This window comes from Solwaraspora sp. WMMD791 (assembly GCF_029581195.1).
Lineage (GTDB): Bacteria > Actinomycetota > Actinomycetes > Mycobacteriales > Micromonosporaceae > Micromonospora_E.
The window spans coordinates 5,164,150-5,177,139 of sequence record NZ_CP120737.1 but is presented as its reverse complement, the minus strand read 5'-3'; the positions used below and the strand labels follow the sequence as shown (position 1 = coordinate 5,177,139).

The following is a 12,990-nucleotide window of genomic DNA, read 5'->3' as shown; positions in this document are numbered from 1 at the left end:
AACCGTACGGCTTTGCCGTCGGCCCGCCGACCACGTAGGGTGATTCCTGTCATGTGGCAGGCGCTCCTCCTTCGCTGCCGCGACGAGGCCTCCTAGGCCGGCACCTCGTCGCGGAGTCGCTTCGCGCCGCCTTGACCTTCCCCGCACCCCGCACCCCGTACGGCGTAGGCGCCTCGCCCGACACGAGCGCCCCGAGCGGCACCAGCGGGATCCTTTCGACTCAGCGGAGTTTCCATCATGTCCACGACTGCCGGCACCGACCCGACCACCACTGACCCGACCACCACCGACAACAGCACTGACCCGATCGCCCGGCAGCAGCCGAGCCGGATGGCGTACCAGCGGTACCAGCCGTACCACCAGCAGTTCGCCGTCGACGTACCGGACCGGCAGTGGCCGGCCCGCCGCGTCGAGCAGACCCCCCGCTGGTGCGCGGTCGACCTGCGCGACGGCAACCAGGCGCTGATCGACCCGATGTCGCCGGACCGCAAGCGCCGGATGTTCCAGCTGCTGGTCCGGATGGGCTACAAGGAGATCGAGGTCGGCTTCCCGTCGGCCAGCCAGACCGACTACGACTTCGTCCGGCAGCTGATCGAGCAGGACCTGATTCCCGACGACGTCACCATCCAGGTGCTGACCCAGTGCCGGGAGCATCTGATCGACCGGACCTTCGAGTCGCTGCGGGGCGCGAAGCGGGCGATCGTGCACTTCTACAACTCGACGTCGGTGCTGCAGCGGCGGGTCGTCTTCGGCCTGGACAAGGCCGGGATCACCGACATCGCCACCACCGGGGCCCGGCTGTGCCAGAAGTACGCCGAGATCCACACCCCGGACACCGACATCTTCTACGAGTACTCGCCCGAGTCGTACACCGGCACCGAGTTGGACTACGCCCTGGAGGTGTGCAGCGCGGTGATCGACGTGATCGCGCCCACCCCGGACCGGCCGCTGATCATCAATCTGCCGGCGACCGTCGAGATGGCCACCCCCAACGTGTACGCCGACTCGATCGAGTGGATGCACCGTCGGCTGCCTCGGCGGGACAGCCTGGTCCTGTCCCTGCACCCGCACAACGACCGGGGGACCGCGGTGGCCGCCGCCGAGCTGGGTCTGCTGGCCGGGGCCGACCGGGTGGAGGGCTGCCTGTTCGGCAACGGCGAGCGGACCGGCAACGTCGACCTGGTCACCCTGGGGCTGAACCTGTTCAGCCAGGGCGTCGACCCGCAGATCGACTTCTCGCAGATCGACGAGATCAAGCGGACCGTCGAGTACTGCAACCAGCTGCCGGTGCACGAGCGTCACCCGTACGCCGGTGACCTGGTCTACACCGCCTTCTCCGGCTCCCATCAGGACGCCATCAAGAAGGGTCTGGACGCGCTGGCCGCCGACGCCACCGCCGCCGGGGTCGAGGTCGACGCGCACGCCTGGGGGGTGCCGTACCTGCCGATCGACCCGCGTGACGTGGGGCGCACCTACGAGGCGGTGATCCGGGTCAACTCGCAGTCCGGCAAGGGCGGGGTGGCGTACGTGATGCGCGAGGAGCACAACCTGGACCTGCCCCGGCGGCTGCAGATCGAGTTCTCCGGTGTGGTGCAGGCGTTCACCGATGACACCGGCGGCGAGATCGAACCGCAGCGGATGTGGGACATCTTCGCCACCGAGTACCTCGCCGGGCAGCAGCCCGACCCGGCGGTGGTGCTGGAGTCGTACGCGACGAGCACGGTCGACGGCAAGGTGGAGGCGACCTCGGTGGTCGTGGTCGACGGGGTCCGGCACACGTTGAACTCGGTCGGCAACGGTCCGATCGACGCGTACGTCAACGCGCTGCAGTCGGTGCAGGTCGGCGTGCGGGTGCTGGACTACCACGAGCACGCGCTCTCCGCCGGGGGCGACGCCCAGGCTGCGGCGTACGTGGAGTGCGAGGTCGGTGACCGTACGGTCTGGGGGGTCGGCCTGGACTCCAACATCGTCATCGCTTCGGTACGGGCCGTGACCAGCGCGGTGAACCGGGGCCGTCGGGCCGGCTGACGGCCAGCCGGCTGACGACCGGCTGACGACCGGCCGGCTGACGACCGGCTGACGGCCGGCCGGCGGGCTGGTCGACGGCTCGCCGGGCCGACGGCTCGCCGGGCCGACGGCTCGCCGGGCCGACGGCTCGCCGGGCCGACGGCTCGCAAGATCCACTTTGGTCCTGGCGAAACGCCGGAACTGCGGGTGCCTGGCGCCGACCGTCCGGCACCCGCAAGCTGGACGGGTGCGAACCCCTCAGCAACGACATCTGCCGACCGACCGACTTCCGCTGCGCCGGGCGGTGGTCGCGGTGGCCGCCGCCCTGGCGCTGACCGCGACCACCGGCTGCGAGTCCGTCGACATCTCTCTCGGCGCCCCGTCGGCCGCGCCACCGGTGGACGCACCGGCGGCCGGCTCGGCGGACGAGGCCACCGCCCTGCTCGACCAGTTGACGGTGGCGGCCGCCGGCAGCATGCAGGGCTACAGCCGGGACCGGTTCCCGCACTGGAGTTCCGCCGGCAGCAACTGCGACGTGCGCGACACCGTGCTGGAACGCGACGGCACGGCGATCGAGCTGGACGGCTGCAACGTGGTCGGCGGCGAATGGCTCAGCGCCTTCGACGGGCAGTCCTTCACCAACCCCCGCGATCTCGACATCGACCACATCGTGCCGCTGGCCAACGCGTGGCGCTCCGGCGCCGACAGCTGGAACGACGACCAGCGCCGCGAGTTCGCCAACGATCTGGAACGCCCGCAGCTGATCGCGGTTTCCGCGTCGTCCAACCGGGCAAAGGGAGACCAGGACCCCTCCCAGTGGCAGCCACCGAACCGGGACTACTGGTGCCAGTACGCCCAGGACTGGATCACGGTGAAGCACTACTGGGAACTGTCGGTGACCCAGCCGGAGAAGGCGACGTTGGCCGACATGTTGGCGACCTGCCCGTGACCGCGTCGCACGGCGCAGGCTGAGGACAGGAGCAGACTGTGGGTGACCCGCCGGAGCACAGCCGTACCCAGGACATCGTCGCCGGCCCGGGCGGGGTGATGACCGACGAGGTCGGCGTGGTGACCGGCGAGCTGACGTTGCGCACCGAACTCGCCGCCGGCGAGGTCACCCTTCGCGTGCAGTACAAGGACGCCGACGAGTGGTACGTGGTGACCGGCGGCCGGGCCAGCCTCGCCGACCCGGCCGACCTGGCCGCCGTACACGCGATCGCGGTCGGCCTGCTGCACCGCCCGGACGGCTGACGACGGGGTCCGCGCCCGGCGGGCCCGGCGGGGGCCCGGGCCAAGAGCTCAGACGTACGACTCGGGTTCGCTCGGGGCCGACACGGTGTGCGGCGCCGCCGCGCCGTCGGCCGGGTGCACCAGCTGCGCGGTCACCTGGTGCGGGCGTATGGTGCCGGCGGCGATCTGCTCCGCCCAGTGGCAGGCCACCCGGGAGGCACCGATCTCCCGCAGCACCGGACGCTCGTCGACGCAGCGGGTCGGCTGCGCCCACGGGCACCGGGTGTGAAACCGGCAGCCGGCCGGTGGGTTCGCTGGTGAGGGCAGGTCACCGGCGAGCAGGATCCGCTCCCGGCGGTCCTCCACCTCCGGGTCCGGCACCGGCACCGCCGACAGCAACGCCCGGGTGTACGGGTGCAGCGGTTCCTGGTAGAGCCGGTCGCCGGGAGCCTCCTCGACCAATGCCCCCAGGTACATCACGCCGATCGTGTCGGAGATGTGCCGGACCACCGCCAGGTCGTGGGCGATGACCAGGTAGGTCAGGCCCCGGTCGATCTGCAGCTCGTCGAGCAGGTTGATCACCTGGGCCTGGATCGACACGTCGAGGGCGGAGACCGGTTCGTCGGCGACGATCAGCTCCGGGCCGAGCACCAGTGCGCGGGCGATGCCGATCCGTTGGCGCTGCCCGCCGGAGAACTCGTGCGGGTAGCGCGACAGCGCCCAGCGGGGCAGCCCGACCGCGTCGAGGGCCTCGACGACGATCCGCCGCCGGTCGTCGCGGTCGGCGCCCATGCCGTGCGCCTGCAGCCCTTCGACCAGGATCGACTCGACGTTCTGTCGGGGGTCCAAGCTGGACATCGGGTCCTGGAAGATCATCTGGAAGCGGCGGCGCATCGTGCGGAGCTTGGCCGCCGGCAACCGGTTCAGCGTCACCCCGTCGAAGACCACCTCACCGGCGGTCGGCGGGGTCAGCTGCAGGATCGCCCGGCCCAGCGTCGACTTGCCGCAGCCGGACTCACCGACCAGCCCGTACGTCTGGCCACGGGCGATTCGCAGATCCACTCCGTCGACCGCCTTGACGTGCCCGACCACCCGGTCGAACAGCACGCCCCGGCTGATCGGGAAATGCACCTTGAGGTCGCGGACCTCGACCAGGGTCTCACTCACCGGGTGGCCTCCGCCGGGTCGGTCGCGGGTGGATTGACACAGCGGAACGCGTGCCCGCCAGCGTCGCGCCGCAACGCGGGCGCGGCACCGAGGCAGTCGTCGACGCGGCGGTCGCAGCGCGGCGCGAAGGCGCATCCGTCCGGCCAGGGCAGCAGGTCACGCACCGAACCGGGGATCGGTTGCAGTCGCCGTCCGTGGCCGGCGTCCAGCCGGGGGATGGAGCCGAGCAGACCGACGGTGTACGGATGCCGGGGCGCGGCGAACAGCGGCCGTCGGCGGGCCGTCTCGACCACCCGGCCGCCGTAGAGCACGTTGACCGTGTCGCACATGCCGGCGACCACCCCGAGATCGTGCGTGATCATGACCAGGGCGGTACCCGACTCGCGTACCAGGTCCTTGAGCAGTTCCAGGATCTGCGCCTGGATGGTCACGTCCAGCGCGGTGGTCGGTTCGTCGGCGATCAGCAGCCGGGGCTGGCAGGCGACCGCCATCGCGATCAGCGCCCGCTGGCGCATCCCTCCGGAGAGCTGATGCGGGTACTCCTTGAGCCGACGGGTCGGGTCCGGGATGCCGACCCGGTCCAGCAGGTGCGCCGCCTCGGTACGGGCCGCGTCGCCGCGCATCCCCCGGTGGCGGACCAGCACCTCGGTGACCTGCACCCCGATCGGCACCACCGGGTTCAGCGAGGAGAGCGGGTCCTGGAAGATCATCGCCACGTCGCGGCCCCGGACGTCGCGCATCGCCCGGGGCGCCAGTCGCAGCAGGTCGGTGCCGTCGAACGTGGCCCGACCGCTCACCTGCACCCCCTTGCCGGCCGGAAGCAGGCCCATGATGGCCAGCGAGGTCACGCTCTTGCCGCAGCCGGACTCGCCGACCAGGCCGGTCACCTCGCCGGCGTCGACCGAGAAGGAGACCCCGTCGACCGCGTGCACGGTCCGCTGGCCCCGGCGGGTGAAGGTGACCGCCAGTTCATCCACGTCGAGCAGCGCCATGGTTCACTTCCGCAGTTTCGGGTCGAGGGCTTCCCGCATCGCCTCACCCAGCAGGGTGAAGCCCAACGCGGTGACGATGATGCCCAGCGCGGGCAGGATCGCCAGCCGGGGTGCCGCGTCCAGGTAACGCTGCGCGTCGGCCAGCATCACCCCCCACTCGGGAATCGACGCGTCCGGGTTGCCCAGGCCGAGGAAGGACAGTGCCGCCACTTCGATGATCGCCGTGGCCAGGGTGAGGGTGGACTGCACGATCACCGGGGCGAGCGAGTTCGGCAGGATGTGGGCCACCGCGATCTTCGACCGCCGTACGCCCAACGAGGTCGCCGCCACCACGTAGTCGCTGTTGGCCTGGGCGAGCATCGAGCCGCGCAGCAGCCGGGCGAAGACCGGCACCGAGACCACCCCGACGGCGATCATCACCGTGGTCAGGCTGGCACCGAGCAGCGCGGCGATGCTGATCGCCAGTAGCAGGCTCGGCATGGCCAGCAGCATGTCCACGATCCGCATCAGGACGGTGTCGATCCAGCGCCCCCAGCGCCCACCGAGCCCGGCGGCCGCACCGGCCAGGCCACCGATCAGCGCGCCGACGGTCAGCCCGATCAGGGTGGCGACGACCCCGACGAGCAGGGTCTGCCGGGCTCCGACGATCATCCGGCTGAACTCGTCGCGGCCGAGGTGGTCCACGCCGAACCAGTTCTCGGCGCGCGGACCCGGGTAGTAGGCCTGCGACTCGCGGATCTCGTCCTTCCACAGCTGCGCCACCGGGTCGTACGGCACCAGGAACGGTCCGACCAGCGCGACCAGCAGGAACACGCCGAGGATGGCCGCGCCGACGATCGCCGCCGGGTTGCGCCGCAGCCGGCGCAGCGCCTCCTGCCAGAGGCTCACCCCGCGTTCGTCGTCGTGCACCGCCGACAGCTCGGCGAGCCGGTCGAGCTTCTCCTTCTTGCGCCCCGGGTTCAGCAGGTCGCTCATCGGGCCGTCCTCCGTCCACGCCTGCGTGCCTGACCCGCCGCCGACCTCGTCGCGCTCACCGGACCCGCACCCGTGGGTCGATCGCCGCTCACCGGACCCGCACCCGTGGGTCGATGAAGGTGTATGAGATGTCCACCAGCAGGTTCACCAGCACGTAGACCAGCGCGATGATCATGATGAAGCCCTGCAGCACCGGGTAGTCGCGCTGGCTGATCGCGTCGGCGACGAACGCGCCGATGCCGCCGAAGGCGAAGACCGTCTCGGTCAGTACGGCGCCGGACAGCAGCCCGCCGGTCAGCAGGCCGATGCTGGTGGCCACCGGCAGCATCGCGTTGCGCAGCACGTGCCGGCGCCGGACCACCCGTTCGGTGAGGCCCTTGGCCTGCGCGGTCCGGACGAAGTCCTCGCCGAGCACCTCCAGCACGCTGGCCCGGGTGATCCGCACGATGATCGCCAACGGGATGCTGGCCAACGCCAGACCGGGCAGGACCAGGTGCCACAGGGCGTCGAGCGACGCGTCCCACTCCCGGGTGAGCAGTCCGTCGAGGACGAAGAAGTTCGTCACCCGGGTGGCGTCGATACGCGGATCCTGACGTCCGCTCGACGGGAACCAGCCGAGGTTCTCGGCGAAGATCGCCTTCAGCACGTAAGCAAGGAAGAAGACCGGGATGCAGATCCCGATCAGCGACGCGACGACCGAGCCGTGGTCGAGCAGCGTGCCGCGCCGGCGGGCCGCGAGGTAGCCGAGCGGGATACCGACCCCCACCGCGATCACCATGGCCGCGATGGTCAGCTCCACCGTACCCGGGAACCGCTGCAGGAACTCGGTGGTGACCTCCCGCTTGGTGGAGATCGACGTACCGAGGTCGAACTGCAGCAGCCGCTTCATGAACCGGCCGTACTGGATCAGGATCGGCTCGTCGAGCCCGAGGTTGCGGCGGATCGCGGCGCGCATCTCCGGGGTGCCGCGCTCACCGAGGATCGCGGACTCCGGGCCGCCGGGCAGCCGGTGCAGCCAGATGAACAGCAGCAGGGACAGGCCGAAGAGGGTGGGGACGAGTTGGAGCAGACGTCTGACGATGAAGCGGAACACGGTGCCTCGGCAGGGGGTGTGGAGGGTCGCGTGGGCAGGCACCGCCGTACCCCGGCTGGTGGCCGGGGTACGGCGGACGCCCGCCCGCGTTCCGTTCGCTAGTGCACTCGGTGGGTCAGGACTGGAACTCGGCGGTGGCGAACCGCTCGTCGGTGAGCGGGCTGGCCTGCACCCCGATCACGTCCTTGGCGAACACGATCGCCGGCGGCGAGTGCGAGATCGGCACACCCGGCAGGAACTCCATGATGTCGGCGTTGAGGCCCTTGTACAGCTCGTAGCGGGCCTCGATGTCGGCGGTGCCGTCCGCTTCGGCGAACTTCGCGAACAGCTCCGCGTTGTCGTAGCCCCACTCGTCCTTCGGCCGGTCGAAGAAGGTGCCGATGAAGTTGTAGGCGTCGCCGTAGTCACCGGTCCAGCCGAGCAGGTGCAGGTCGTGTGCGTTACCCGAGGTGGTGGCGTTGAGGTAGTCCGGCGACCACTTCAGCGGGATCGCCTCGACCGTGATGCCGGCCTCCCGCAGGTCGGCCGCGAGCAGCTCGAAGATGTCCTTCGGGTTGGGCATGTACGGCCGGGTGACCTCGGTCGGGTAGTGGAACCGCAGGGTCAGGTTCGGGTGACCGGCCTCGGCCAGCAGCGCCTTGGCCTTCTCGACGTCGTAGTCGTAGGTGGTGACGTCGGGGTTGTGACCGTCCACGGTCGGCGGGATGAACTGGGTGGCGACCTCGGCGCCCGGCGGCAGCTTCGAGTCGACCAGCGCCTGGCGGTTGAGCGCGTGCGCGATCGCCTGCCGGACCCGGATGTCGGCCAGCGCCGGGTTGCCGGCCTGGTTCATCGCCAGGTAGAGGATGTTGAACGCCGGTCGGGTCAGGACGTTGAACCCGTCGTCCTTGAGCGGCTGCACGTCGGCCGGCCCGACCAGGTCGTAGCCCTGAATGCCGCCGGTGCGCAGCTCCTGCTTGCGGGCGTTCTCGTCGGAGATGGTCCGGAAGATCAACGTCTTGATCTTGGCCTTGTCGCCGGCGTAGTCCTCGTTGCGCTCGAGGGTGAGCGTCTTGTTGGCGATGTCCCAGCCCTTGAACTTGTACGGACCGGTGCCGGTCGGGTGCTCCAGGGCGTACGCCGGGTAGGTGATGTCGTCGGCGCTGCCGGTGACGTCGCTGGCGCCGTACTCCTCCAGCGCGGCCGGCGAGTGGATCGAGAACGACGGCAGCATCAGCGCCGCCGGGATCTTGCTCGACACCCGGGTGAAGGCCAGCTCCACGGTGGTGGGGTCGACCGCGTTGCACGACTTGAAGAGGCTCTCCGGCAGGTCTTCGCTCTCGTTGACGGCGAAGCCACCCATCACGTCCTGCCAGTAGGCGGTGACGTCGGGGCTCTGCATCAGCCCGGTGGCGTTGTACCAGCGGTCGAAGTTGACGCAGACCGCCTCGGCGTTGAAGTCGGTGCCGTCGTGGAACTTGACGCCGGAGCGCAGCTTGAACGTCCACACCGTACCGGTGTCGTCCGGGGTCCAGCTCTCCGCCAGACCGGGCGAGATGGCCGTGCCACCCTCTTCGGGGCGGACCAGGGTCTCGAATATCTGCCGGGCCACCCGCAGCGACTCGCCGTCACTGGCGAAGCTGGGGTCGAGGACCTTCGGGTCGCCGGCTACGCCGAAGACCAGAGTGGCATCGCTGGATTCGCCGGAGTCACCGCGTTCGCTCTCGGCGCAGCCGGCTAGGGCCAGCGCCGCGACCGCGACGGCCGCGATGGCGGCCTTCGGCCTGGGTGCACGCATGGGTGCTTCACCTCGTCCTTTGGGTACGGACAACGTAGTGACGGGGGTCACCGATGGCGAGACCTTAGCCGGCGTTCGACGCGGCCGGAAACCGGCCGGAACGCGGTTGGTACCGGATCGTGTCTTAACTGTCCCGACAGCGGCGGTCAGACCCTCCACGGGAGATGATAGGCCAGATTTGTCGGAAATTGGGCTATACCAACTTGTTACATGTTTCGAATGTTTCAGCGGCAAGCTGTCAGACCGACCGGCGGCCCTCGAAGGCCCGGCCCAGGGTGATCTCGTCGGCGTACTCCAGGTCACCGCCGACCGGTAGCCCGCTGGCCAGCCTGGACACCGCGATCCCCATCGGCTTGACCATCAACGCCAGGTACGTGGCCGTGGCCTCGCCTTCGGTGTTGGGGTCGGTGGCCAGGATCAGCTCCTTGACCTCGCCCGAGCCCAGCCGCAGCATCAGCTCGCGGATCCGCAGGTTGTCCGGGCCGACGCCCTCCAGTGGATTGATCGCCCCACCGAGCACGTGGTAGCGGCCCCGGAACTCGCCGGTCCGCTCGATCGCCACGACGTCCTTAGGCTCCTCGACGACACAGAGCACGTCGGCACCGCGCCGGGTGTCCCGGCAGATCCGGCACTGCTCGGTCTCCGCCACGTTGAAGCAGACCGTGCAGAACCGCACCAGCTCCTTGACCCGCCGCAGCGCGGTGGCCAGCCGGGTGACGTCCGCCGCGTCGGCCGACAGGATGTGGAACGCGATCCGCTGGGCGCTCTTGGGGCCGACCCCCGGCAGCCGCCCCAACTCGTCGATCAGGTCCTGAATGGCGCCTTCGTACATACCGGTGACGGCTCAGAAACCCGGCAGGCCGAGACCACCGAGGCCACCCGTGACCGGGCCCATCTTCTCCTCGGTCAGCTTGCGCACCTCGTCGTTGGCGCTGCGGACCGCCGCGAGCACCAGATCCTCCAACGTCTCCACGTCGTCCGGATCCACCGCCCTCGGGTCGATCTTGACCGAGCGCATCTCGCCGATGCCGGACAGGGTCACCGTGACCAGGCCACCGCCTGCCGTACCGGTCACCTCCGCCTCGGCCAGCTCAGCCTGGGCGGTCGCCATCTGCTGCTGCATCTTCTGCGCCTGCTTCATCATCTGCTGCAGGTTGGGCTGTCCACCGGGGCGCACGGCACCGCTCCTTCGTCATGGCTGGCTTGGGCCGCCGCCCAGCCTAGCCCGTCGATCCGGCCCGGCGGCGGTTGGCACGACGCGACCGCCTAGCGCGCGTCGATCTCGCCGATCTTCTCGGCGCCCAGCGTCTGCCGCAGCAGTTGCATCGCCTGCTCCTCGCTGCTCTGCCGGGCGGTCTTCTCGTCGACGATCTCGTCGAGCGGCTCGTCACCCGGGTCGAACCCTTCGTAGGCGGCGGTCGGCCGGCCCGACGCCTGACCCGGCGGCTGCCCCGAGGCCGGCCCCTGCGCCGGGGCGGGGGCCGTCGGCTGCCCGGCGGCCGACGCGCCGGCACCCCGGCGCAGCGGTCCGTCGTAGTCCGGGTCGTACGGCGGCTCCTCCGCCGGGGACCCGTCGGACCAGGCACCGCCGTCACCGCCGACCGGCCGGCGCGCGCCGTGGGCGCCCGGGCCGACCCCATTGGTACGCGCGGCGGACCCGTTGCCGGTCGCGCCCGAGCCGGCGGGGGCGGTCGCACCTGAACCGGTGGACATTCCGGACCCTTGGCCAGCCGTAGTCGACCCGGTCCCGGCGGGACCGCCGGCGGCCGCATGTCCGCCGCCGGGGCGCGCCGCCTCCGGCCAGTCCGTGTCGTCGCCAGCGGTCGCCGCCGGGCGCTGCGCCGATCCGCCCGCGCCGGACTGGCCGCCACCGCCTTGGCCGCCACCGGACTGGCCGCCGCCACCGGCCGCCGCTCGGGCGGCGCTGGCCGCCGCGCTGCGCTGCGGAGTCTGAGCGGGGGCCGCCGGCGGGGCGGCTGGACGCGCCGCAGCGGACCGGGCCGGCCCCGCCGCAGCGCCGCCGGCGGTCTCGCAGCGGATCTGCCACCGCACCCCGAGGGTCTCGTAGATCGCTTCGAGCAGCAGGTCGGGCGAGGCGGAGAGCATCGTGGCGTGCACGCTGTGCCGGAACGTCAGCACCAGGGTGTCGCCGGCCACCTCGCGTACCGTCGCCTCACGGACCACGGCGGCGGCCCGCTTGCTGCGGTTGCCCACCATCGCGAGGATCTGGTCCCAGGCCCGCCGGACCCCGGCGGCGTCGAGCGCCCCCGGCACGGCCGGCGCGGGCACCGGGTCGGGGATCGCCGGATCCGGCATCACCGCCTCCGGTGCGACCGGTCGGCGCGGCGGGTCGGCAGGTGCCGGGGCCGGCTCCGCAGCCGCCGGTGCGGCGGACGCCGGTGGTGCCGGGGCAGCGGCCGGCGGTGCCGCAGGTGCGGCGTACGTCGGCGGCGGGGATGCCGGTGGTGCGGCCGGGACCGCAGCCGGCGGCACCGCCGTCAGGTCGACACCCCCGGCCGGTACGCCGGCGGCGAGCCGCCGCTCCATCCGTTCGAGGCGCTGCAGCAACGCCCCGGTCGAGTCCTCGGCACCGGGCAGCAGCATCCGGGCGCAGACCAGCTCCAGCAGCAGCCGGGGGGCGGTGGTGCCGCGCATCTCGACCAGCCCGTTGTGCACGATGTCGGCGCACCGCGACAACGTCGCCGACCCGAGCCGCTCGGCCTGGGCCGTCATCCGTTCGATCTGGTCCGTCGGGCCGTCGATCAGACCCTTGCTCACCGCGTCGGGCACCTGCTGCAGCACGATCAGATCCCGCAGCCGCTCCAGCAGGTCCGAGGCGAACCGGCGCGGGTCGTGCCCGGCCTCGGCGACCCGGTCGACGGTCGCGTAGGCGGCGGCCCCGTCACCGGCGGCCAGCGCGTCGCACATCTCGTCCAGCAGGGCGCTGTCGGTGACGCCGAGCAGCGCGACGGCACGCGGGTAGCTGACCCCTTCCGGGCCGGCCCCGGCGATCAACTGGTCGAGCACCGACAGGCTGTCCCGGGCGCTGCCGCCGCCGGCCCGCACCACCAGTGGGAAGACCGCCGGGTCGACCTTGACGCCCTCGGCCGAGCAGAGCTGCTCCAGGTACGGCCGCAGCACCCCCGGCGGGATCAGCCGGAACGGGTAGTGGTGGGTCCGCGACTTGATCGTGCCGAGGACCTTCTCCGGCTCGGTGGTGGCGAAGATGAACTTGACGTACTCCGGTGGCTCCTCGACCAGCTTGAGCAGGGCGTTGAAGCCGGCCGACGAGACCATGTGCGCCTCGTCGATGACGTAGATCTTGAATCGGCTGCTGGCCGGGGCGAAGAAGGCCCGTTCGCGTAGTTCGCGGGCGTCGTCGACACCGCCGTGGCTGGCCGCGTCGATCTCGATCACGTCGATCGAACCGCCGCCGTCGGCGGCGAGCGCGCGGCACGAGTCACACGTACCGCACGGCTCGGGCGTCGGCCCCTGCTCGCAGTTCAGCGACCGGGCCAGGATCCGGGCGCTGGAGGTCTTGCCGCAGCCGCGCGGGCCGGAGAAGAGGTACGCGTGGTTGAGCCGGCCGGTCCGCAGCGCCTGCGACAACGGCTCGGTGACGTGCTCCTGGCCGATGACCTCGGCAAACGTCCTCGGCCGGTACTTGCGGTAGAGCGCCAGAGCCACCCTCGCCGCCTCCTTTCGACCGTGCCGTGCTGCGCCGGGGGCCATTCTGCGCGGCCGGCCCG

At 71.3% G+C, this 12,990-nt stretch carries 10 protein-coding genes and 1 pseudogene; 3 read left to right on the top strand and 8 right to left on the bottom strand.

The window, feature by feature from the left end; all coding sequences use genetic code 11:
• Nucleotides 1-237 precede the first annotated feature (237 nt).
• The 3 genes and pseudogenes from leuA to O7623_RS23070 form a co-directional block, all read left to right on the top strand.
• A complete protein-coding gene (gene leuA, locus O7623_RS23080; protein ID WP_282225094.1) occupies nt 238-2,028 on the top strand; it encodes a 2-isopropylmalate synthase in 1,791 nt (596 codons plus the stop codon).
• Nucleotides 2,029-2,254: 226 nt separating this feature from the next.
• On the top strand, nt 2,255-2,956 hold the full coding sequence (locus O7623_RS23075) for an HNH endonuclease family protein (protein WP_282225093.1): 702 nt from the start codon (nt 2,255-2,257) through the stop codon (nt 2,954-2,956).
• Nucleotides 2,957-3,015: 59 nt separating this feature from the next.
• A pseudogene (locus O7623_RS23070) lies at nt 3,016-3,258 on the top strand (hypothetical protein); the annotation flags it as partial.
• Between the two features lie 48 nt (nt 3,259-3,306).
• Here O7623_RS23070 and O7623_RS23065 read toward each other — a convergent pair.
• From O7623_RS23065 to O7623_RS23030, 8 genes are all read right to left on the bottom strand, one after another.
• The gene (locus O7623_RS23065; protein WP_282225092.1) at nt 3,307-4,404 is read right to left on the bottom strand and encodes an oligopeptide/dipeptide ABC transporter ATP-binding protein; all 1,098 of its coding nucleotides are present in this window, start codon (nt 4,402-4,404) and stop codon (nt 3,307-3,309) included.
• Complete coding sequence (locus O7623_RS23060; RefSeq protein WP_282225091.1) at nt 4,401-5,396, bottom strand: ABC transporter ATP-binding protein; 996 nt, start codon at nt 5,394-5,396, stop codon at nt 4,401-4,403. Before O7623_RS23060 ends, O7623_RS23065 begins: the two co-directional genes overlap by 4 nt.
• Nucleotides 5,397-5,399: 3 nt before the next feature.
• Entirely contained in the window at nt 5,400-6,371 is a 972-nt protein-coding gene (locus O7623_RS23055; protein ID WP_282225090.1) for an ABC transporter permease, read from the bottom strand.
• Between the two features lie 88 nt (nt 6,372-6,459).
• On the bottom strand, nt 6,460-7,464 hold the full coding sequence (locus O7623_RS23050) for an ABC transporter permease (RefSeq protein WP_282225089.1): 1,005 nt from the start codon (nt 7,462-7,464) through the stop codon (nt 6,460-6,462).
• 115 nt (nt 7,465-7,579) lie between these two features.
• The gene (locus O7623_RS23045; protein WP_282225088.1) at nt 7,580-9,241 is read right to left on the bottom strand and encodes an ABC transporter substrate-binding protein; all 1,662 of its coding nucleotides are present in this window, start codon (nt 9,239-9,241) and stop codon (nt 7,580-7,582) included.
• 238 nt (nt 9,242-9,479) lie between these two features.
• On the bottom strand, nt 9,480-10,073 hold the full coding sequence (gene recR / locus O7623_RS23040; RefSeq protein ID WP_282225087.1) for a recombination mediator RecR: 594 nt from the start codon (nt 10,071-10,073) through the stop codon (nt 9,480-9,482).
• A gap of 12 nt (nt 10,074-10,085) precedes the next feature.
• Complete coding sequence (locus tag O7623_RS23035; protein WP_282229515.1) at nt 10,086-10,394, bottom strand: YbaB/EbfC family nucleoid-associated protein; 309 nt, start codon at nt 10,392-10,394, stop codon at nt 10,086-10,088.
• A gap of 113 nt (nt 10,395-10,507) precedes the next feature.
• Entirely contained in the window at nt 10,508-12,928 is a 2,421-nt protein-coding gene (locus O7623_RS23030; RefSeq protein WP_282225086.1) for a DNA polymerase III subunit gamma and tau, read from the bottom strand.
• Nucleotides 12,929-12,990 lie beyond the last annotated feature (62 nt).

What these genes read in the sequence shown, in the direction of transcription:
- leuA (WP_282225094.1), top strand. Translation starts at nt 238, where the DNA reads ATGTCCACGACTGCCGGCACCGACCCGACCACCACTGACCCGACCACC.
- O7623_RS23045 (WP_282225088.1), bottom strand. Translation starts at nt 9,241, where the DNA reads ATGCGTGCACCCAGGCCGAAGGCCGCCATCGCGGCCGTCGCGGTCGCG.
- recR (WP_282225087.1), bottom strand. Translation starts at nt 10,073, where the DNA reads ATGTACGAAGGCGCCATTCAGGACCTGATCGACGAGTTGGGGCGGCTG.
- O7623_RS23060 (WP_282225091.1), bottom strand. Translation starts at nt 5,396, where the DNA reads ATGGCGCTGCTCGACGTGGATGAACTGGCGGTCACCTTCACCCGCCGG.
- O7623_RS23055 (WP_282225090.1), bottom strand. Translation starts at nt 6,371, where the DNA reads ATGAGCGACCTGCTGAACCCGGGGCGCAAGAAGGAGAAGCTCGACCGG.